At 66.0% G+C, this 19,363-nt stretch carries 18 protein-coding genes and 1 riboswitch; of the genes, 3 read left to right on the top strand and 15 right to left on the bottom strand.

Annotated elements, in window-relative coordinates:
* Window position 1 precedes the first annotated feature (1 nt).
* Entirely contained in the window at window positions 2–550 is a 549-nt protein-coding gene (locus B0I08_RS06065) for a PPC domain-containing DNA-binding protein (protein WP_106210901.1), read from the bottom strand.
* Between the two features lie 297 nt (window positions 551–847).
* Between B0I08_RS06065 and B0I08_RS06070 the strand changes: the two genes are divergently transcribed.
* Window positions 848–2,083, top strand: a complete 1,236-nt coding sequence (locus tag B0I08_RS06070) for an amidohydrolase family protein (RefSeq protein ID WP_106210903.1) — start codon at window positions 848–850, stop codon at window positions 2,081–2,083.
* A 73-nt stretch (window positions 2,084–2,156) separates the two neighbouring features.
* Here the strand turns inward: B0I08_RS06070 and B0I08_RS06075 are convergent, their stop codons facing one another.
* The 4 genes from B0I08_RS06075 to B0I08_RS06090 form a co-directional block, all read right to left on the bottom strand.
* Entirely contained in the window at window positions 2,157–3,104 is a 948-nt protein-coding gene (locus tag B0I08_RS06075; protein ID WP_106210905.1) for an ABC transporter permease, read from the bottom strand.
* A gap of 3 nt (window positions 3,105–3,107) precedes the next feature.
* Window positions 3,108–4,148 carry an ABC transporter permease gene (locus tag B0I08_RS06080; RefSeq protein WP_181243267.1) on the bottom strand — a complete coding sequence of 347 codons (1,041 nt, stop codon included), beginning with the start codon at window positions 4,146–4,148 and terminating at the stop codon, window positions 3,108–3,110.
* 47 nt (window positions 4,149–4,195) lie between these two features.
* Window positions 4,196–5,698, bottom strand: coding sequence for an ABC transporter ATP-binding protein (locus tag B0I08_RS06085; protein ID WP_106210909.1), 1,503 nt, complete (start codon window positions 5,696–5,698; stop codon window positions 4,196–4,198).
* Between the two features lie 245 nt (window positions 5,699–5,943).
* Window positions 5,944–6,972, bottom strand: a complete 1,029-nt coding sequence (locus tag B0I08_RS06090) for a BMP family protein (RefSeq protein WP_106210912.1) — start codon at window positions 6,970–6,972, stop codon at window positions 5,944–5,946.
* Window positions 6,973–7,393: 421 nt separating this feature from the next.
* Here B0I08_RS06090 and B0I08_RS06095 point away from each other — a divergent pair, with 421 nt between their 5' ends.
* Window positions 7,394–8,161, top strand: coding sequence for a creatininase family protein (locus B0I08_RS06095; protein ID WP_106210914.1), 768 nt, complete (start codon window positions 7,394–7,396; stop codon window positions 8,159–8,161).
* Window positions 8,161–9,432 carry an alanine racemase gene (locus B0I08_RS06100; RefSeq protein WP_106210916.1) on the top strand — a complete coding sequence of 424 codons (1,272 nt, stop codon included), beginning with the start codon at window positions 8,161–8,163 and terminating at the stop codon, window positions 9,430–9,432. Before B0I08_RS06095 ends, B0I08_RS06100 begins: the two co-directional genes overlap by 1 nt.
* A 104-nt stretch (window positions 9,433–9,536) precedes the next feature.
* Here the strand turns inward: B0I08_RS06100 and B0I08_RS06105 are convergent, their stop codons facing one another.
* The 10 genes from B0I08_RS06105 to B0I08_RS06150 all read right to left on the bottom strand — a co-directional run bounded on the left by B0I08_RS06105 (window position 9,537) and on the right by B0I08_RS06150 (window position 19,312).
* On the bottom strand, window positions 9,537–10,448 hold the full coding sequence (locus B0I08_RS06105; RefSeq protein ID WP_106211569.1) for a ribokinase: 912 nt from the start codon (window positions 10,446–10,448) through the stop codon (window positions 9,537–9,539).
* Window positions 10,445–11,644, bottom strand: a complete 1,200-nt coding sequence (locus B0I08_RS06110; protein WP_245884626.1) for a Gfo/Idh/MocA family protein — start codon at window positions 11,642–11,644, stop codon at window positions 10,445–10,447. Before B0I08_RS06110 ends, B0I08_RS06105 begins: the two co-directional genes overlap by 4 nt.
* A gap of 177 nt (window positions 11,645–11,821) precedes the next feature.
* The gene (locus B0I08_RS06115; protein ID WP_106210918.1) at window positions 11,822–12,208 is read right to left on the bottom strand and encodes a VOC family protein; all 387 of its coding nucleotides are present in this window, start codon (window positions 12,206–12,208) and stop codon (window positions 11,822–11,824) included.
* A gap of 22 nt (window positions 12,209–12,230) precedes the next feature.
* Complete coding sequence (locus tag B0I08_RS06120) at window positions 12,231–12,503, bottom strand: ArsR/SmtB family transcription factor (protein WP_106210920.1); 273 nt, start codon at window positions 12,501–12,503, stop codon at window positions 12,231–12,233.
* 133 nt (window positions 12,504–12,636) lie between these two features.
* The gene (locus tag B0I08_RS06125) at window positions 12,637–14,028 is read right to left on the bottom strand and encodes an MFS transporter (protein ID WP_106210922.1); all 1,392 of its coding nucleotides are present in this window, start codon (window positions 14,026–14,028) and stop codon (window positions 12,637–12,639) included.
* A gap of 180 nt (window positions 14,029–14,208) precedes the next feature.
* Window positions 14,209–14,682, bottom strand: coding sequence for a 6,7-dimethyl-8-ribityllumazine synthase (ribH, locus tag B0I08_RS06130; RefSeq protein WP_106210924.1), 474 nt, complete (start codon window positions 14,680–14,682; stop codon window positions 14,209–14,211).
* Window positions 14,679–15,962: a GTP cyclohydrolase II gene (gene ribA, locus B0I08_RS06135; protein WP_106210926.1), complete on the bottom strand. Its 1,284-nt coding sequence runs from the start codon at window positions 15,960–15,962 to the stop codon at window positions 14,679–14,681. The genes ribH and ribA overlap by 4 nt, the downstream gene beginning before the upstream one ends.
* The gene (locus tag B0I08_RS06140) at window positions 15,959–16,672 is read right to left on the bottom strand and encodes a riboflavin synthase (protein WP_106210927.1); all 714 of its coding nucleotides are present in this window, start codon (window positions 16,670–16,672) and stop codon (window positions 15,959–15,961) included. Before B0I08_RS06140 ends, ribA begins: the two co-directional genes overlap by 4 nt.
* A 2-nt stretch (window positions 16,673–16,674) precedes the next feature.
* The gene (ribD, locus tag B0I08_RS06145) at window positions 16,675–17,883 is read right to left on the bottom strand and encodes a bifunctional diaminohydroxyphosphoribosylaminopyrimidine deaminase/5-amino-6-(5-phosphoribosylamino)uracil reductase RibD (protein ID WP_245884628.1); all 1,209 of its coding nucleotides are present in this window, start codon (window positions 17,881–17,883) and stop codon (window positions 16,675–16,677) included.
* A gap of 71 nt (window positions 17,884–17,954) precedes the next feature.
* Window positions 17,955–18,088, bottom strand: a riboswitch (FMN riboswitch).
* A gap of 603 nt (window positions 18,089–18,691) precedes the next feature.
* Window positions 18,692–19,312, bottom strand: coding sequence for a GNAT family N-acetyltransferase (locus B0I08_RS06150; RefSeq protein WP_106210929.1), 621 nt, complete (start codon window positions 19,310–19,312; stop codon window positions 18,692–18,694).
* Window positions 19,313–19,363: the final 51 nt, after the last annotated feature.

The raw sequence follows: 19,363 nt of genomic DNA on the forward strand, positions 1-19,363 counted from the left end.
GCTATTCGCGAGGAATGAACCTGAGATTCTCTATGCCAAATGCGTCCGGGTCGGCAACACGCACCATCTGTGGGTCGATGACCTCATCGATGACGACTTCGGCGACGTAATGGGTGGTCGCGGAGAGTAGGTGGCCCGCGAAGCCCGCGGCGGCGGCATCCTTCACTCCCGCGACGAGATGCACATGAATCTGGTGCCGCTGCGCCGCCGCGTCCCAGGTCACCGAACCACTTCCGAGACCCTCGGCATACGCAATGTCGACGACTTCTTTGAGCGGGGTCTCCTGGTCGTCGATGGGAGAGTGCGAGGCGATGAATCGTGCCGCCCGAAAAGCTCCCACGAAGACGGGGATGAACCCTTGACGGATGTCGTGTGCAACGCAGGCGTCGGAAATGGATTGCAGCACGTCGTCGCCGGGCTGGAGCACAATGCCAATGCGACGGCCAATGCGAAGCTCAGCGGAGAGCATAAGAGCCGATGTGATGGTGAATCTCAGCCGGTAGCCACATAGAAAGTCCCTCGTCGTAACCGCGGCCGGAATGGAGCTCATACCGGTCGCTCATCCGAGCAAACCATGCGGCTCGCGGCCAATCTTCGGAGGATCCCCTGACATGTCCGGTGAACATCGCGGCGCATTGTGGATGATCGATCAGAACGCGCTTGCCGAGTAACTGCGCCGAAACGCGGCCGTAATGTTGACGGCCGACGTACAACAGTCCGCACGCGCAGCGGGTGTGGAGTTGGGGGATCCCACATGGCCGCACGGCGCGAGACTTGTTTGACTGGGATCACATCAAGGTGCACGTCGAGGCAACTAACTTCAGCGTGCGCGTAATCAAAGGACCGTATGAACGACTCAACCACCGGCACCCACCCCGTTTCCGCGCAGGACTCGCTCACCGCAGGGGTTTCGGTGTGGGATGGTCAGCGCAGCCTTGGAACGAATCGGGTGCGGTGGAGCGGCGACAAGATCGTGGCAATTGAGCCTGCCGACGACGAGATGCCGGAGTACAGCCTGATCCCCGGGCTCATCGACACCCACGTGCACCTCGATAGCTACGCCGGGACCGCGTCGGTCAACGGAACGGTGTGGCAGCTGACCACTCCGCCGGAGGAGCGCACGCTCCACATCGCGGCGAACGCCCTTGCCAACGCCCGCGCCGGGGTCACCACGATGCGCGACCTCGCTGCCGACCAGCTACAGCTGGCGGTTTCTCGCGCGTTTGACGCGGGAGTGCTCGTCGGGCCCCGGCTGCTCGCCCACGGCCAAGTGGGAATGACCGCGGGCCACGGCGACCTCTTCATTCCGCCGCACTATCCGCACCGCCGTCCCGTCGCGGACAGCCCGGACGAATGCCGCAGGCTCGTGCGTTCCTGGGCAAGAGAAGGCGCTACCGGTGTCAAGATTTACACCAGTGGGGGAGTGCTGTCGATGGGCGACAAGGTGGGCTGGCGCAATCAGACCCTCGCCGAAATCCGGGCCACCGTCGATGAAGCGCACGCTCTCGGATTGCTCGTCGCCGCGCACACTCACACCACCGAGGGCATCGACATAGCACTGGGCGAGGGAGTCGACTCGATTGAGCACGGAACGGGGCTCAATGACAGTCACTGGGCCACCTTGACTGAACGGAACACACCCGTTGCACCAACCCTGATGATCAACGACATCATCGCGGATGCGCGTGTGTCCGTCACGGCAGAAGCCCAGGCGAAGGCACAGGAAGTGGTCCTCGAACGCAACCGGCACTTCCCGGCGGCTGGACGAGCGGGAGTTCGGTTTGTGTTGGGCACAGATGCGAGCGGCATATTCGTCGGTTTCGGGGATCAGCTTGAGGAGGTGCGGCTAATGAAGGACATGTTCGGCTGGACTGCGGAACGCGCCATGGTCTCGGCGACGTCGGATGCCGCCGCAGCGGTCGGCCTCGGGGCCACCGTCGGCCGCATCGCGCCGGGCCTGGGCAGCGACTTTGTGCTGATGAAGGGTCGTCCGTGGGAGGACATTGCCTCACTCCGGACCGAGAACGTCGTCGCGGTGGTGTGCCGTGGACGTGTGATTGCCGGCGAGTTGCCACGCCGATAGCGCCGCTGCGTAGCATCTCGGTGCCTGCACCCGGATCGGCGCGGCGGTATACCGCCGGTACACCGCCGGCGTGTCAGCGGTGGCCGCGGCGGAAGTGGGTGCCGAGGGCTGCGGGGTCGATGAGCCGGCGGCCGAATACGGCGAGCGTCACGATCGTCAGTACATACGGGATCATAAGCAGGAACTGGAACGGCACTCCCGTGTTGTCAAGTTGGGCTCGCAGCTGGAAGGCATCCCCCAGCCCAAAGAGAAGTGACGCGAGCAGTACGCCCCACGGACTGCGGTGTCCGAGTATCAGGATCGCCATGGCAATGTAGCCACGCCCAGCTGTCATGTTCTCGACGAACTGGGTCGAGGCGACCAGGCTCAGAAACGCGCCACCGAGCCCCGCGAACGCGCCGCTGACCAGCAGCGCGACAAAACGGGTGCGGTTCACGCTGAGTCCGAGACTGTCTGCGGCGGCGGGATGCTCTCCTGCGGCGCGCAGCAGCAGGCCCCAGCTGGTGAACTTGAGTACGACCCAGGTGATAACGACTCCGATGAGGGCGATATAGACGAGGTAGCTCTGGTCGAACAGCAACGGGCCAAGAATGGGGATGGACTCAAGTAACGGGATCGGCTCAGCGTCGATGCCCGGCGTAGTCGTGGTGGTACCGACCTGGTTCGAGAAGATGCGGAAGACGAAGGTAGTTCCCCCGACGGCCAGCAGGTTGAGTGCGATTCCGACGACTACGGGGTCGGCCGGAAGCAGAACGGTGAAGACCGCGAGCAGAGCGGCGACGGCGATTCCGGTGACGACACCCGCCAGGAGACCCAGTGTTGGGCTCCCGGTGTCGGCGGCGACGAGCGCTGCGCTGAGCGCCGAGGACAGCATCATCCCCTCGATTCCGACGTTGATGGCCCCGGAACGTTCGGCGTAGATCGCGCCGACGGCGGCGAGCAACAGCGGAACGGCGAGGCGCATTGTTGCGGAGAAGAACCCTTCGCCCTGAGCGGAGACAATCCAGTTGAAGATGTCCATGGGCTACTCCTCTTCGTCCGCGACGCGGGATGGCCGTCGAAGCGTGCGTGCTGCGGTATATGCGATGACGAGCAGCACGGTCAGATACTGGACGATGGTTACGACCGAGGCCGGAACACCGACACTCGTTTCCATCGACGCTCCACCGGCCGACAGCGCGCCGAAGAACAGCGCCGCGAGGAACGCTCCCAGCGGTGTGCTGCGTCCGAGGAGCGCAACGACAATGGCGGTGTAGCCGTAGCCGGGGGAGAGGTTGACGATCATTTTTCCCTGGACACCCGAGACCTGTATAAATCCGGCGAGGCCAGCCAGTGCTCCGCTGGTCAGGAACACGGAGATGAGGATGCGCCGCACCGGGAGCCCGGCGCTGCGCGCTGCGACCGGATTTAGTCCCGTAGCCACAATCTGGAAGCCGCCGACCCGACGTCGGAGGAAGTAGTGGGCGGCGACGGCGACGATCAGCGCGATGACGATGCCGACGTGCAGTGTTGTTCCCGGCCAGAGCCCAGGCAACAGCCCGGATGTGGTCAGTGGCTGGGTCTGGGCAATCGGAGTCGCGGGGTCTCGTGCCGGGCCATTCAGCAGATACGAGACGAGATATGTCGCAACGTAGGTCAGCATGATCGTGGTGAGCGTCTCCGACGCTCCGAGGTAGACCTTCAGTAGCGCGGCGATTGCGGCCCAGGCGGCTCCCGCGAGAACCGCAGCGATGGCCATCGCGAGCAGCGTGGCGATGGCGGGAGCGGTGCTGAGCAGGTTGCCGGTGATAGCAGCGGCCATACCTCCGAGAAGGAACTGTCCCTCCGCGCCGACGTTGAACACACCCGCGCGAAAACACAGCGCGATACCCACGCCAATGAGCGCGAGTGGGGTGGCCTCGATGAGCGTGTCCGCAAGGTGCTGGGGTGTTCCGAACGCTCCCTGAAGGAGCGCGCCGTAGGCTTCAAACGGGTTTACGCCTGAGAGCGCGATGAGAACACCACCGATCACCAGCGCGATGATGATCGCGATCGGGATCGACGCGATGTCGGTTCCAACGATCACCCGCATCACCGTGATCCGCCAGGTAGACCTGGGTCGTAGTGCCGTACTCATACGCTCTGCCCCGTCATGTTCATGCCGAGGGTGCCCAGATCCACGGTCGCTCGGTCATAGGTGGAGATGATGGTGCCGGAATACAGAACCGCGATTCGGTCCGACAGGGCGAGAATCTCGTCCAGCTCCGTTGAGATGAGAATCACGGCACAGCCTTGCGCCGCAAGGTCCAGAATTTGGCGGTGAATGTTCTCGACAGCGCCGAGATCGACTCCGCGGGTCGGCTGCGACACCACGAGTGCGGACGGCGCCCGGCTGACGGCGCGGGCGATTAGTACTTTCTGCTGGTTACCTCCGGAGAGGTCCCGCACCCTCTGGTCGGGGCCGCTGCAACGAATGTCGAAGCGCGAGATGATGTCCTCCGCGTGCGCGCGCACGGCGGCACGATTGAGCGAACCCCGTCGGCTGAACATCGCGGTACCGACCGTTTCCATCGCGAGGTTTTCGGCGATGCTGAGGTCCAGGATGAGGCCGGTGCGCTGGCGGTCCTCGGGGACGTGCGCGAGGCCGTGGCCGATGCGCTCCGCAACCGTGGCGGCAGTGATATTCGCACCGTCCAGGCGCACCTCGCCCGCGGAAGGGCGGCGAACGCCGCTGAGAATCTCGGCGAGTTCGGTCTGGCCGTTCCCGTCGACACCCGCGATTCCGAGAATCTCACCGGGAGCAACGCTCAGGCTGACCGAATCGAGCACGGCGTGGCCGCGGCGGTCGCGGGCGCCCACGCGCTCGACAGCGAGGCGTGGCACAGGGGCAACCGACGTGGTGGGTGCGAGCCGGGAACTGACCGTGGGTGCGGCGTCGCGGCCGATCATGGCGGATGTCAATTCGGCATCTGCCACCGAGTCGAGGGCCCAGGTGCCCACCGTTTGTCCGTGCCGCAGCACGGTCACCCGGTCGGCGACCGCCCGGATTTCCCGCAGCTTGTGCGAGATGAATACGACGGAGGTTCCCTGTTCGGTGAGGGATCGCAGCATCGCAAGCAATGAGTCTGTCTCGCCCGGCGTCAGTACGGCCGTGGGCTCATCGAGAATCAGGATTGTCGCCCCCCGGTAGAGCGCCTTCACGATTTCGACTCGTTGCTGCTGGCCGATGGACAGGTCTGACACGCGAGCGGAGGGGTCGAGGGACAGCCCATGCTTATCGGCGAGGGCGCGGAGTTCCCGCCCGACCCGGGCGGTGTTGGGGAAGAGACGCCCGGCCGAGCGGAGGCCGAGGCTCACATTCTCAGCGACGGTGAGGGTGGGCACCAACATAAAGTGCTGGTGGACCATCCCGATTCCCGCCGCTACCGAATCGGCGACAGACTCGAATGAACGTGCTTCACCGCGGACAAAGACCTGGCCTTCGTCCGGCTGAATGAGGCCGGCGAGAACCCGCATGAGGGTGGTCTTGCCTGCGCCGTTCTCGCCGAGGAGCGCGTGGATCTCCCCAGGCGCCAAATCAAACGAGACCCGGTCGTTGGCGACGACCTCGCCAAATCGAACGGTGCTCTTGTCCATCTGCAGAATCGGACCGGTGGTTGAACCGGGCGCGGCTCTGGCGGGTTCAAGGGGTGAAATAGCCAACGCGTGAGTCCTCAGTGATTCTCAAATGAAGCGGTTCTCAAATGAAGCGGTTCTCAAATGAAGCGGTTCTCAAATGAAGTGACGTCCGGGTGAACTGGTGCAGGTGGTGACACCGCCGCGCGCACCCGCCGCCCGCAGCCGCCGCCGCCCGCAACCATCGGTAGCGGGCGGCGGGAGTGCTAGTCGACGGTGGTGACGTCGTAGGGAACCTCGAACTCGCCCGAGGCGATCTCCGCCTCACGCTCGAGCACCGTTGCCATGACGTCGGCGGGTACGCGCGAGTCGAGGCCGTGGAAGTCGGCGAGGGTGATCGAACCCTCGGCAACGCCGTAGCTGTAGTTCTCGTTAGTCCAGCTTCCGTCCTGGACCGCGGTGGCGACGTCGGTGAAGACGGGCGCGAGATCCCACAGAACGCTCGTCAGGACGTTGTCCGGGCCGAGGAAATTCTGGTCAGTGAGGGCACCGATGGCGAGCGCGCCACCGTCGATTGCGCCGTCGATGGTCCCGACGGTCTGGGCGCTGAGAACCTGCGCGCCGGACTGGATCTGGGCGAGAGCTGCTTCACGCGCGCGGGGCGGGTCGTAGAAGCTGCCGATGAAGGAGTGGAGAACGGTGATCTCGGGGTTGATGTCCTCGGCGCCGGCTTCGTAGGCGTGGAGATTCGCGAGTAGGTTCGGGGTCTGGATTGCACTGACCCAACCGACAGTTCCTTCGCTCGCAACGCCGGCTGCCAGCATCCCGGCAAGATAAGCGCCCTGGTAGTCAGGGTTGTCGTAGGTTCCGACGTTCTCCGCGTTGCTGGTCGCGGTGCCCGCCATGAACACGGCGTCGGGGAACTCCGCTGCGACCCTGAGGGTTGCGTCACCAAACGAGAAGCTGTGGGCGATGATCAGGTCGTAGCCGTCTGAGGCGAAGTTGCGCAGCGTACGTTCGGCGTTGGCATCGCTGACGTTCTCTGCGTAGGCAACCTCCGCACCGACTTCCTCGCCGGCGGCCTCGGCGGCCTCGTATCCGACCTGGTTGAAGTCGTTGTCGGTGATGGGGCCCGAGAGCACAATCGCGATGCTCAGGTCTTCGACCGGGGTGCGGGCCGCAGAGGTGGCGTTGTCGGTGTTGCCGCTCGGAACGGCGGTCGAGCAGGCGGATGTGAATCCGATCGCTGCAACGAGGCCGACGACCGCAAGCGTGCGGTGTAGTCCTGACTTCATCTGTAACTCCTAGCTGTGAATGAGAAGAGACCGCGGTCGAGGGACACCGACGCGGGAGGGGCGTGTGATCGGACGGTGACCAGGTGGGCTGCGACGGCCTCCTGCGAGAGCACAATCACGGCCGAAGGAAGGGCGTGAGCCGTCTGACTGAGTCAAACACCTCGGCTCGCCCCGCGGATCGTCTGCCCCTCCAACATTGTTCTGGATTACATATCGTGCTTCTGGACCATCCGCCGAACCCGAGTCACTTGGATACCTCTGTGACGCGTCGTGTTCATAATCTCGGAGGATCGTACATATATCGGCGGCCGATGATCCCGTGGGGTGGGACGATCGGTGCACAGACTGGCAGCGGGTGAGCCCGCACACTGGAGAAGTAGCGAAATTGCCCGTTGCCAGTTCAATAGAAGGAGAACAGCATATGACGTATTCTGCACACGGTGGTTGGATAGATGCAGCAAATGCGTCCTGGCCCGAATTTGCCGAGGCCCTGCGGGCGGGCGCAATCCCGCTGCTTCCCTTCGGTGCCCACGAACAGCACGGCCCCCACCTCCCATTGCAGACTGACTCGATCATGGCCGAAGCGCTCGCCCGCCGGGTCGCAATAGAGGTGGGTGGCGCTCTGCTGCCCGTCGTTGCGTACGGTGAAACGTCCAACAATGCGGGTTTCCCGGGCACGCTGTCGCTGTCGTTTGAGACCGTCAGGGCGATCGCAACGGATATTGGTTCGGCGTTGGCCGCGCAGGGCGCGCGCGGGTTTGTGATTGTAAACGGAGACTTCGGAAACCAGGCACCCTTGAAGGCCGCAGCCCGGGCCCTGACCTCCGGGCATGTCCCCGGTGTGCCACCCCTGCCGACCCTCGTCGTCGACTATCCGGGGTTTGAGGAGGCCGCAGCGCGGTTCGCCACGACGTTGCCTGCCGGTCCCGGTTTTTATCACGCGGACGAAGTGGAGACGTCGATTGTCCTGGCCGTTCGGCCGGAAGCGGTGCACATGGACAAAGCGGAGGCGTCCTACCCCGACTTTCCGGACACCTACCCGTCACTGTTCACGCAGCTACAGGAGATATCGCCGAGCGGCGTGTTTGGAGACCCGCGACCCGCGACGCCCGAAACGGGCGAGGCGATTCTCGCCGCTCTCACGCTTCGTGCGGTGGACCTCGTGCAGAGCTTCCTTCGACGGCTCTGATGCCTCCAATCCACGGGCGGGGCGAGTCGACCGCACGACGGCACGTCCTGGCAGGTGCAGACCTGCCGCTGATGGTGCTCAGCGACAGTGCGACGAGTCACAACATCCAGATCATGGCGAAGTTCTGCGCAGACAACCGTGTGGAGCTGGCGCCGCACGCGAAGACACACATGTCACGCCAGCTGTGCAGGCGCCAGCTGGAAGCGGGGGCCTGGGGGATGACCGCGGCGACCACTTCCCAGGTGCGGACACTCTCGGGGTTCGGCGTCACCCGAATCCTGCACGCGAACCAACTGGTCGACCCGGCCGCGATCGCCTGGGTCGCCGCGACCTACCTAACGGGCGGGGACGCGCAGTATTACTGCTACGTCGACAGTCTCGCCGGGCTGGCCCTGCTCGAGCGGGAGCTCGACCGGATCAATCCGCCTGCGAAGTTGCGGGTGCTGATCGAACTCGGCTTCGTCGGCGGTCGCACCGGCATCCGCAGCGACCCAGACGCCGTCACACTCGCGCATGCTGTCGCGGGCTCTGCGCGGGTTGACCTCGCGGGCGTTGCTGGGTTCGAGGGCCTGATGCCAGCGTCTGACGGCGAGACCCCATGGGGCGCCGCAGAGTTTCTCCGCCGGATGCGGGCGCTGACGAAGTACTGCGCGGACGCCGGGCTCTTCGCGGGCACTCCTGTCGTCACGGCCGGCGGCAGTTCCTTCTTCGACCTCGTCGTCGCCGAGTTGGGGCCAGACAGCTGGGACTTTCCGGTCACCTGTGTGCTTCGCAGTGGCTGCTACGTGACCCACGACCACGGCCTGTACGCGCGCACCTCGCCGTTCGGCGCCCGCACCTGGCCGTTCGGCTTTCGAGGCGCGGCCGTGGGCGAGCACTTCGTCCCCGCACTGGAATTGTTCGCCAGCGTGCTGTCGCGTCCCGAACCTGATCGCGTCATCGTCGGGTTCGGACGCCGGGAGGCGCCGACCGACGATCGGATGCCCATTGTGCTCGGTCGGCTCCGCGCTGTCGAGGGCGCGGGCGACACCGGCCGCGACACGGACGGCGACACGGACGGCGACACGGACGGCGACACGGACGGCTGGGAGGTCACTGCCGTCAACGACCACCACGCGTTCCTGCGGGTGCCCGCGGACGCGGTCGTGGATCCCGGGCAGATTCTGCGGTTCGGCATCAGTCACCCGTGCGGCGCGTTTGACCGCTGGCGCAGCATCCCGCTCATCGACGACGAACGCCACGTACTCGGGGTGATCCGACCCGTTCTCTGACGACCACCTCTGACGACGACCTTTGACGACCACCCCTGACGACCACCCCTGACGACCACCCCTGACGACTACACGCGACGGCGAGGCGGGGCTCCGACCCGTCGCTAGTTCGGCTGCGGCGGCTGCGGCGGCTGCGGCGACCGGGGCGGCTGCGCGCCGAGGTGCTGCACCGCGCGGGCTCCGGCGGCGGTGCCTGCCTCCACGGCCGAAGCCAGGTCTGCGCCCCGGGCGAGCTCAGCGGCCAGCGCTCCGACGAACGCGTCACCGGCGCCCGTGGTGTCGACGACGGAAACCTGGTGCGCGGGGGAGTGGCTGACACCCTCTGCCGTGGCCAGCACAACGCCGTCGCCGCCGAGGGTGATCACCACCGACACGCTCTGCTGCAGCAGCTCCTTTGCGACCGCCAGTGCATCCGCGACCGAGCTGACGGCACGACCGCTCACGGCGGCGGCCTCGGATTCGTTCACCACGAGCGGATCGCACAGTGCCAGCAGCGCGGCCGGGATCTCCCGCGACGGCGAGAGGTTCAGCACAAACCGGGCTCCCGCGTCGCGCGTCGCGTCCGCGACCGCGATCACGGTGGCGAGAGGTACCTCGAGCTGGGCGAGTACCACGGTGGCAGGGCTTGCAAGCGAGCGGATGATTGCGGCGCTGGTATCGGGCTGCAGCCGGGCATTGGCGCCGGCAGCCACAACGATGCTGTTCTCGCCCGAGGTCACCACCGTGATGAGGGCGACACCCGTGGGCGCTTCGGTGGTCGTGGTGACGTGGGAAACGTCGACCCCGTTGGAGCGCAGCTCTTCGATGAGTTCGTGGCCGGTGCTGTCGTCGCCGAACGAGCCGATGAAAACGGGAGGCACCCCTGCGGCGGAGGCGGCCACCGCCTGGTTGGCGCCCTTTCCGCCGGCGCCCGTAACGATGTCACCGCCGAGCAGGGTCTCGCCGGGCTGCGGATGGCGGTCGACGATCACGGTGTAGTCGCGGCTCGCGGAGCCCACCACGATGAGGGCGCTCACCGCGCCCACCCCTGCCGCGCCGACTGCACGGGTTCGCCAGTGCGCACGGCCTCGGCGATCAGCAGCGCGAGGTAGTGGTCCTGCGCGGCCTCGGCAACGCTGTAGAACGGCGGGCCTCCGTGGACGTAGGTGCTCATCCGCACCAGGCACTCGGCGATGGCGAGTTCGTCGTCGCTGAGGCGAGCGGGGATGAAGTCGTTGGTGTACTCCCAGCGGCCCGCGGCGGTGATGCCGCGCAAGAACTTGCCCTCGAGGTTGCCACCCTCGCCGGCGTCGACCCGGCGGATGTCGGAGAACAGCGGAGTACGGAAGTCCTGCAGCGAACGCACCTCGGTGTCGGAGATTTCGCCGCGGTCGCCGCGCAGCACGATCCGGTTCTTGCGGATCCACGAGAAGTATTGTTCGTCCGCGAAGTCATAGACGCCGAGCCGGTCGCCGAAGTCGAGGCGGGCCGAGACCTGGTGGGCGGTCACGGAGCGTTCCTCGGTGGGCTGGCCCTCACGCCCGGGGCCGACAACCAGCGGTGAGTCGAAGCTGCTCGCCGTGATGCGTGCGTCCTCGAAGCCGATTCCGAGCGCCCGGCGGATGAGGCTGACCCCGTGGTAGTCGTGACACTGCGCGACGAGCGCGTAGCTGATCCGCCCGAGCTGCCCAGAGCCAGCAATCGCCAGCTGCGCGCGCAGCAGCGGCGAAAGGTGATACTGCTCCGCCACCTGAATCAGCGCGCCGTTCTCCGTCAGCCGGTGCACCCGGAGCAGCGACTCCACGTCGGCCGCTGGCGGTGTCTCGGTGAGCGCGGGCAGGCCGAGCTGCGTCAGTTCTTCGATGACGTCGGGCGCCACGGCGCGTGGGACGGAGACCACCACAAACTCCGGCGAGGTCGCGGCAGCAAGGGTGGCGACATCGCGGAAGGTCGGGATGCCCCATTTGGCTTCGATCCCGCGCCCGACCTCGACGTCGCGGGTGACGAGCCCGGCTATCGCGAACCGTTCGGGAAACTCGCGCGCGATCCGAAGGAAGAACTCGCTGCGCCAACCCCGCCCCACGATCGCGAAGACAATTCTCGGGGGCGAAGCGTCCTGCGGTGTGGGGTCAGGCGAGGGCTCGTGCATGGGGTCAAGCGTGGGGTCAGGCGAGGGCTCGTGCGTCAGGGCGTTGCGCCGTGTGGGGTCGGCATCGGGGGATGTCGTGGTCATCGCGTCAACTCCTGTGTTCGCGGCGGAATGCTCCACTCATCAGGGTAGACCGTGGCCGGACGGTCGACCGTGGCGGCCCTTCTTCACCATCGAGCACTCTAACGCGAGCACTCTAACGCGAGCACTCCAACGCGAGCACTCCAACGGCGGCCTGGTCACACTGGCGCCACCGACCTGTCAGTCCATGCTGGCGATCTGAATCAGGTTTCCGCAGGTGTCGTCGAAGACCGCCGTGGTCACCGGACCCATCGCGGTGGGCTGCTGGGTGAACGTCACGCCAGCCGCGGCGAGGCGGGTGTATTCCGCCGTCGCATCCTCCACGGCGAACGACGTGAACGGAATGCCATCCGCGACTAGCGCCTCCAGAAACGGTCGGACCGCGGGGTGGTCGTCTGGTTCGAGAGAGAGCTGGGTGCCCTCCGGCTGTTCCGGGGAGGCGACGGTGATCCAGCGTGCTTCGCCCATCGGGATGTCGTTTACCGGCACGAATCCCAGCGTCGAGGTATAGAACTCCAGCGCCTTCGTCTGGTCATCTACGAAAATGGTGGCGAGATTGATCTTCATGGCTGATTCCTTTCGGTCGCCATCACGATGCGGGCGGCCATCGACGGGTGATTTCCTGCAGCGGGGCTGTGTCGAGCGTGTGGACTTTGTAACGGCCTCGGCGTTCGCTGTGTACCAGTCCGGCCGCCTCGAGCACCTCGAGGTGCTGCGAGATGGCCTGCCGGGACGAGCTGGAGCCATGTTTCGTTGCGAGCCGGGAACAAATTTCGAAGAGTGTTTGGTCATCGCGTTCCGCGAGTTCATCGAGGATTGTCCGCCGGGTTTCATCGGCGATAGCCCTGTAGATGTCGCTCACACCGCCACAATAGGCAAGCGATCACTTGCATGTCAAGGGGCGCGAGCGAAGCGGGTGAGCGCACAAAAACGCGGCGCCCGGGGGAAACCCGGGCGCCGCGACATCCCCCATCACAGAGGGAAAGAAACACCAGCTAGCTGACGTTGCCCTCGTAGTTCACATCTTTGGTTTCCTTGCTCAGGCGCAGGGCGACCAGGGTGATCACGGCGCTGAGGCTGAGGTAGAGACCCACGAGCCACGTGCTGCCCTCGGCTGCCTGCCAGAGCGCAACCGCGATGAACGGCGCGACCGCAGCACCCAGGATGCTGGCGACGTTGTAGCTGATCGCGCTTCCGGTGTAGCGCACGTTGGTTGGGAACAGCTCGGGCAGCTGAGCACCCATCGGACCGAAGGTGAGGCCCATCAGGATGAAGCCGAGGATGAGCAGCGTCATCACGCCGACCTGTCCCGCTCCGAAGAGGGGAACAAAGAGGAGCCCGAAGATGATGATTCCGATGGTCGTCCACGACAGCATCTTGCGGCGGCCGTACTTCTCCGCGAGGGGGCCGGAGACGAGGGTGAAGATTCCGAAGAACACCACACCGATGATGAGCATGATCAAAAACTCGTTGCGGGTGTAGCCGAGGCCGGGAACGAAGGCGTCCGCGTTGAACGGCTTGCCCGCCGCTTCTGCTGCGGCGGCGGCGGTGTCGGAGTCACTGGCGGTGGTGCCATAGGTGAGCGTGAACGTGGTCATCAGGTAGAAGAGCACGTAGGTCGCGAGCATGATGAACGTGCCCAGGATGAGTTCGCGCCAGCTGGATTTGAAGACGCGGGCCAGCGGGAGCTTGGCGACCTCTCCCTTGTCGACGACCTTCTGGAACGCGGGGGTTTCGACGAGCTTCAGGCGGATGTAGAGGCCGATGATGACCAAAATGGCGCTCGCGAGGAACGGGACGCGCCAGCCCCAGGCCTGGAACGCTTCCGGAGCGAGGTTCAGGCTCAGGACGAGGAACACGACGTTCGCGATGATGAAGCCGATCGGAGCGCCCAGCTGGGGGAAGGTGCCGTAGATCGCACGCTTGCCCGCGGGTGCGTTTTCCGTTGCCAGCAGTGCGGCGCCGCTCCACTCGCCGCCGAGGCCGAGGCCCTGGCAGAAACGGAAGAGCACCAGCAGGGCGGGAGCCCAGAACTCCCAGCCCGGCGTCAGCGCGGTCGGGAGGCAGCCAATGAGAACGGTGGCGATACCCATCGTGAGCAGCGATGCGACGAGGGTGCCCTTGCGACCGATCTTGTCACCGAAGTGACCGAACACGATCGAGCCGATCGGGCGCGCGACGAACGCGGCACCGAACACGGCGAACGAGCTCAGGAGGGCGCTTGCCTCGTTCTGGCTCGGGAAGAAGAGGGCGGGAAACACGAGCACGGCAGCCGTGGCATAGACGTAGAAGTCGTAGAACTCGATCGACGTGCCGATGAGGCTGGCACCGATGACTCGACCTCGAGTATTGGCTGGGGCGGCGGTTGGCGCGGTGGACGTTGACATGAAGGGAAGGCTCCGGAACGGACGGTGCGAACGCGAGTACTCGGCCCGGACCGTGGCGCATAGATGTGCGCCGGAAGGTTCCGGGAGACTCTGCGGGTGGAGGGTTCACTTGTGGCGAACCCTCCTACCTTACGCCGTGTTACGGCCAGATGAACACTTGCTGGCAGTTTCGCTGTGCCCTCAGGCCCCGCGCAGCTCGCGCAGCAGCACAGCCGTGGCGACCGCTGCCTGCGCGGCTTCCGCTCCCTTGTCTTCCTTCGAGCCCTCGAGGCCAGCGCGGTCGAGCCCCTGCTGCTCGTTATCGAGGGTGAGCACCCCGAAGCCGACGGGCTTGCCGGTCAATACGCTCACCTGCGTGAGACCGCTCGTCGCGGCATCCGACACGTATTCGAAGTGCGGGGTTCCCCCACGGATGATGACGCCGAGGGCCACCACGGCGTCGGCGCCCGCATCGAGCGCGGCCTTGGCGACCACCGGAAGCTCAAAGCTCCCGGGAACGCGCACCTCGGTGATGTCGACGTTCGACTCGGTGAGTGCCCGACGGGCGCCGGCGAGCAGGCCGTTGGTGATGACCTCGTGCCAGGACCCGGCCACGATGGTGACCTTCAGCCCTGTGCCGTCGGTCTTGATGTCGGGGATTCCGTCGCCGCTCATATCGTTTGTCCTTTCTGGCCCGACAGCAGTTCAGCGTCGAGGATGGTGGATTCGGGGAGGATGTGACCCATCCGGTCGCGCTTTGCTTCGAGATAGCCTTCGTTGAATTCGCCCACGCCCACCAGCAGCGGTACCTGCTCGAGAACGGTGATGCCGCGACCGCTGAGCTGGGCGATCTTGTCCGGATTGTTGGTGATGACGCGCACCTCGCTGAGGCCGAGATCCTCGAGAATAGCGACGGCCGCGCTGTAGTCGCGGTCGTCCGCGGGCAGGCCGAGGGCAAGGTTCGCGTCGAGGGTGTCGAGGCCGTTTTCCTGCAGCCGGTAGGCCTTGAGCTTGTTGATGAGCCCGATTCCGCGTCCCTCGTGGCCACGCATGTAGATGACGACGCCGCCCTCGCGCTGGATAGCCTCAAGCGACGCGTCGAGCTGCGGGCCACACTCACACTTCTGCGACCCGAAGGCCTCGCCGGTGAGGCACTCAGAGTGCACCCGCACGAGCGCACCGTTCGTCGGGGTGCCCGCGATCACCGCGAGGTGGTCGGCCCCGGTGGCCCGGTCACGGTACGCGCGAAAGCGGAACGACCCGTACTCGGTCGGCACGGTGGTCTCGACTTCGAAGATGACGCGGGATGCCTCGGGCACCGGCTTCACGGGAAGCGGAGCATCGCCGTGCAGCTCCTGCAGGTACGCAACGAGTGCGACGATCGTGATGACGGGTACATCATCGCGCTCGCCGAGCGCGATGAGTGCCGGCAGGCGCATCATCTCGCCGTCGTCTGCCACGATCTCACTGATCGCCCCGACGGGCACCATTCCGGCCAGTTTCAGCAGGTCGATAGTCGCCTCGGTGTGCCCGGGCCTCTCGCGCACGCCGCCCTCGACCGCGCGCAGGGGCAGGATGTGGCCGGGGCGGTTCAGGCTCGCGGGCACAGACTCCAGGTTGGCGAGCACCCGAAGGGTGTGGGCGCGGTCGGAGGCACTGATGCCGGTGCTGAGTCGGTCCGCGGCATCCACACTCACCGTGTAGGCGGTGCCGAGCGGATCCTCGTTATCGACCACCATCAACGGCAGCTCAAGCCGGTCGGCGATCTCGTTGGTCATCGGGGCGCAGATGAAGCCGGAGGAGTTGCGCACGAGCCAGGCGATCCATTCCTGCGAGGCGAGCTCGGCGGCGAGGATCACGTCGCCCTCGTTCTCGCGGCTCTCGTCGTCGGCCACGATGATCGGGCGGCCCTCCCGCAGTGCCGCAAGCGCGGTGGGTATGTCAGCGAGGCTCATGAGGGGGTCCTTTCGGAACGTGCGGGTGGTGCGGGAGCTGGTGTCCGTGCGGTTTCTGCTGGCGCTGGCGCTGGCGCGGGCGCGGGCGCGGGTGAAGGTGCAGGTGCGGCAAACGCGGCGAGGCGCCCAACGTGACGCGCGAGGATGTCGGTCTCGATGTTCGCGGAGTCTCCGACCTGTTTGTGGCCGAGTGTGGTGACCGCGAGAGTCTCCGGAATGAGCGACACCTCGAACCAGGCATCCGTTTCATCCGCTTCGCTGACGGCGCTCACCGTGAGCGACACGCCATCGACCGCGATCGACCCTTTGCCGACGACCAGGGGTGCGTGGGCGGCGTCGAGGCTGAATCGCACCACGCGCCACGCGCTGCCGTCGGTGATGCTGATTACCTGGGCGGTGCCGTCGATGTGACCCTGCACGATGTGCCCGCCGAGCCGGTCGCCGACCTGCGCCGCGCGTTCGAGGTTCACCCGGCTTCCCGCGGACAACATGTCGAGGGTGCTCATGCGGAGCGTCTCGGCCATCACGTCTGCGGTGAACCAGTCGGCGCCCTGGTCGACCACGGTGAGGCAGACGCCGCTCACCGAGATCGAGTCGCCGTGGGCCGCATCCGACACGGCGAGGGGCCCGCGAACGGTCAGGCGCGCGGCATCGCCCGCGGAGTCAAAGCCAACGACCTCGCCGAGTTCTTCGATGATTCCCGTGAACATGGTTACTCCTCTGCCCCGTCTGGGGATGTTGCAATGGGGGATGTCTCGGCGCGCAGTGTTTCGGACGGCCGCCGTGTTTCGGTCGGCTCCAGTGTTTCGGACGGCCGCAGTGTTTCGGACGGCCGCCGTGTTTCGGTCGGCTCCCGTGGGGCACCCACTCGCGACGCATTCGCAGGCCGGGCATCTGCCAGCGAGTCTCGGGCGGGCCTGGCGTGCAGCAGCAGATCGTTGCCGAGCTGCTCGACAGAGGTGATCTGCAGTTTCTTGATGTCGGGCATGCTGGCCACACCGATGTCGCCGAGCGCAAGCCTGTCGCCGCCGAGCAGCGCTGGGGCGAGGTAGATCGCGTATTCGTCGACGAGGTCGGCGGCGACGAGCGCGGTTGCAAGTCCCGGCCCGCCTTCCACAAACGCGCGGTGGATGCCGCGGTCGAACAGGTCGCAAAGAATCGCGGTCAGGTCCCGGCTGCGGGTTTCGATGAGGCCCGCGGGATGGGTGCGGAGCTTCGCCCCCGAGGGAACCGCGCGCTCGCCGATGACGACCGGGATCGGCTGATGCTCCATTAGTTCGCCGGCGTCTCCGCGTGCGGTGAGCGACGGGTCGTCGGCCAGCACGGTGCCGGTTCCGACGAGAATCGCGTCGCTCGCCTCGCGCTGCTCGTGCACGCGCTGCCTGGCTGCGGTTCCGGTTATCCACTGGCTGGTGCCGTCGGTTGCGGCTGTGCGACCGTCAAGCGTTGACGCCCACTTGAGCGTGATGAACGGCCGGCGAAGCGTGGTGGAGATGAGCCAGGGGCGGAGGAACTCAGCGACGGCGTCGGCCAGCACGCCCCCGGTGGTCGGGATTCCCGCGGCGACGAGTCTCTCTGCGCCACCACCGGCGACCGGATTCGGGTCAGACACGGCGTACACGACCCGGCCGACGCCCGCCGAGATGAGCGCGTCGACGCAGGGCCCAGTGCGGCCCGTGTGGTTGCACGGCTCGAGAGTGACAACGGCGGTGAGCCCGCGTGCGTCGGAGATCTTCGACAGGGCATCTACCTCGGCGTGCGGTGTGCCTGCGCCGTGATGCCAGCCCTCGGCGACCACTGCGCCCGAGGCATCCAGCAACACGCAGCCGACCTGCGGATTGCCGCCGATCGCGGACCCGTGCGAGGCGAGATCGAGGGCGTGCTGCATCGCCGTCTCGATGTCGGTGCGGGAAAGTTCCATCCGGTCCTCGTCTGATTCGACGGTCTCCGGGGTGGTCGCTAAAGGACCGATTGCACGGCAACGCCGAACAATCCGTGCATCCTCCCATCCGGACTTTAACCGTCGGTTCCGGAATTTCACCAGATCAACCGCGTCGAGACGAATCTCTCAGCGGGTCGCGGACTATAACCGCCGGTTCGGATTTTCACCGACCCCGGAGCACGTATTACTTTCGTTCAGTGTAGTCAACGCGGGCGGCGGCAGCGTATTCCCGTGGAATTCGGTTCAGTCGGGAAGCCAAGTGTCGCGATTCGTCGAAGCGCCTAAGCCTGAAGTGTCGCGATTTGTCGAACACTTTGGGCGCGACATCCGAAGTGTCGCGTTTTGTTGAAGCGTCCGGGCTGAGGTGTCGCGAGTTGTCTAAGCGCTCGGGCTGAGGTGTCGCGATTCGTCGAGTGTCGCCCGCGAAGTGTCTCGACTCGTCGCAATTTCGACTCGATTTACGACCAGTTCTGACACTTCAGCGGGGCCGGGACCCTTCGGAGCGTGAGGTGGCGGGATTCGTCGCTAGGCCACCACCAGTTGCAGGCGTTGCTTCGAGGACTTGAAACCGCCGCCGCGCCGCGAACCCGGTGTGGGTGAAGTGCCGCGATTGGTCTGTCACGTGTGGTCAGTTCTCGCGGCTGCGGCTGCAGCTGCGGCTGCGGCTGTTGTGTGCAAAGTTCGAGCGGTTGCGGTTGCGGTTGCGGTTGCGGTTGCGGTTGCGGTCGCGGCTGCGGGCGTGGGTGCGCTCAGTGATGATGGCTGCGGCCGCGGGAGCTGCGGGCGGTCACTCCCGGCGCGCGGCCGAGGTAACGGCAGGCCAGCCCTGCTGCGCGACGCGGAGGTTGTCGGGCGTGAGCTGCGCGTGCCACGACGGGACGAGTTTTCCGTCGCGATAGGGAAGCGTCGAGTCGCGCTCGCCCGTAAAGCGGAAGCCGAGTTGCCGAGCGACCGACGCGGAAGCGAGGTTGCCGGCCACGCACTCCCACACGATTGTTTCCACTCCCAGGGAGAAGACCCACTCCGCGACGGCCGTTGCGGCCTCGGGCACGTACCCGAGCCCGCGGTGCGGGGTGCCTATCCAGAAGCCGATGGAGTTGTGGTCCCGCCGGAAGCTGATCACGCCGATGAGCGGGCTGGCGACGGCCTCGCTCGCGACGGCCTCGCTCGCGTCGCGCGCACTCGCGCCTCGCCGCCGGATCGCCCAGGTGTACTCCGTGTCCGCAGCCCACGCACTCGGAACGATCCGTTCGAGAAAGTGGCGCGCGTGAGCCCGCGTGTACGGCCACGGAGCCGTCAGGTAGCGCTCGAAAAGCGGGTCCTGACAGTACTCGAACACGCGCTCCTGGTCGGCGGCGACGGGGGAGTCGAGCCGCAGGCGCTGAGTAAGGACAATCTCGGGTTGCATCGTTAGTCCGTTAGTCCGTTAGTCCGCTAGTCCGTTGTTCCGCTAGCCCGC

Origin of the sequence: Glaciihabitans tibetensis (assembly GCF_003003265.1) — a bacterium.
GTDB classification, from domain to species: Bacteria; Actinomycetota; Actinomycetes; order Actinomycetales; family Microbacteriaceae; genus Glaciihabitans; species Glaciihabitans tibetensis.